The organism is Streptomyces sp. NPDC015130, from assembly GCF_043080005.1.
Lineage (GTDB): Bacteria > Actinomycetota > Actinomycetes > Streptomycetales > Streptomycetaceae > Streptomyces.
This window is the reverse complement of the sequence record NZ_JBIBVC010000035.1, coordinates 8,163-9,936: the sequence shown is the minus strand read 5'-3', so window position 1 is coordinate 9,936 and position 1,774 is coordinate 8,163. Positions and strand designations below refer to the sequence as shown.

Genomic DNA, 1,774 nt, shown 5'->3' with positions numbered 1-1,774 from the left:
GGAATCCGCTCCGTCCAACCCGGCATCGAAAGCCTCAGCACCGAAGGCCTCCGCCACCTCAAAAAAGGCGCCACCGCCTACCAGAACATCCGCTTCCTCCTCGGCTGCGCCGAATACGGAGTACGGGCGGACTGGAACATCCTCACCGGATACCCGAACGAGACCCCCGCGTCGATCACCGCCCAGCTGGACGCCGTCGCGTCGCTGACGCACCTGACGCCGCCGCACATCACCCTGATCCGCTTCGACCGGTTCAGCCCCTACGTCGAGCACCCCGAGCGGTACGGCCTGTCCCTGACCCGGCCGCTCCCGGGCTACCGGCATGTCTATCCCGACCTCTCCCCCGAAGAGCTGTGGGACATCGCCTACCACTTCGAAGGGGAGTTCACCGACGACGGCCGCAACGCGCCCGTACGACGCCGGCTCGCCGCCCGCGTCCGGCTCTGGCGCGCCCGTCACGAGGAAGCCTCCTTCACCTATCGGCTCGGCTTCGACTCCGTCACGCTGACCGACCGGCGCCCCGGGCTCCCAGCCGAGGACACCGTCCTCACCGGGGACGACGCCCGCCTCTACCGCGCCGTCATCGGCGGAACACGCCACCGCGACCTCCAGGAGCTGGGGTGGCAGGGGGAACGCTGGGACAACGCCCAGGAGACGCTGAGCGACTGGCAGCGTCGCCGGTGGATCTACGCGGAAGGCACCAAGGTCATCGCCCTGGCCACCAGGGCCGTGCCCTCCGCCTACCGCACCCCACCGGAGAAGGGCACCCCCCGGCGCGCCCGCACCCCCGTACCACTCACGCTCACCACCCGTCCCTAGGGAGGTGACGGCACCGCGCGAGGGCCCGCGCCCCGACCGGCACGTCACAGGAACGACCCGACCGACAGTCCGGAACGAACCGACGAAAGGAACACCCTCATGGGACCCGTGGTCGTATTCGACTGCATGACAGCGGACTTCCTCAACGACGACCCCAACAACGCGGAGCTCAGCGCCCTCGAACTGGAGGAGCTGGAGTCCTGGGGCGCCTGGTCCGAGAACGACCTGTCCGCCTGACGTCCGTGACCGGGACCCGTCCCGGTGACTGACACCGGCGGGTCGGACCACCACCAAGGCGAGAGGTGAGCATGTCGAGGACGTCGGCCACCCCGTGTGAGCTGCGCGAGGTCTCGTACCGCGCGTGGCCGGCCGCGGAGACCGTGACCGTGCGGTGCCGGATTCGGACCGCACGGGGTTCCGTGACCGCCGACGGCTACGGCACCGCCGCCGAGGAGCCCCTGGCCCGGAGGAAAGCACTCTCCGAAGCCGTGGAGCGCCTGGTGGCGTGCTCGCCCTTCGCGGCGGTGGTCCGCCCGCCGGCCCCCGCCGGCGACACCGCTCCGGTGTTCACCGGCGGGGCGTCCGGGGTCCGGACCGCGCCCCCGGGCTGCCTCACCCGCCGGTACACCGCACCGGCGGGCGGCCCGGACCGCCTGATCCCGCTCTTCTGGTCGTCCCCCTGGACGGCCGGCCAGGAGCTGGGCACGGGAGTGCTCCGCCCCGCCGACGCACGGCTCTCCAGCACCATCGGCTGGGCCGCGGCGCCCGACCCGGAGGCCGCGCTCGCCGGCGCCCTGCTGGAGCTGGTGGAATCCGTCGACTACGGCGCCTTCCTCTTCCGGCGGCTGGCCGGGCCCCCGTACCGCGCGCCGGCACCGGGCCCGGGGCCGGCGCGCCGCCCCACCCCCGCGCGCGGCCCCCACCACCGGGTGACGCGCCCCCCCACCCGGCTCCC

Annotated in this window: 1 protein-coding gene and 1 pseudogene; both read left to right on the top strand. The window is 73.1% G+C overall.

What is annotated here, in order from left to right; all coding sequences use genetic code 11:
• A pseudogene (locus ACF08F_RS37600) lies at positions 1 to 819 on the top strand (RiPP maturation radical SAM protein 1); the annotation flags it as partial.
• Between the two features lie 99 nt (positions 820 to 918).
• Positions 919 to 1,056 carry a bottromycin family RiPP peptide gene (botA, locus tag ACF08F_RS37595; RefSeq protein WP_392303059.1) on the top strand — a complete coding sequence of 46 codons (138 nt, stop codon included), beginning with the start codon at positions 919 to 921 and terminating at the stop codon, positions 1,054 to 1,056.
• Positions 1,057 to 1,774: the final 718 nt, after the last annotated feature.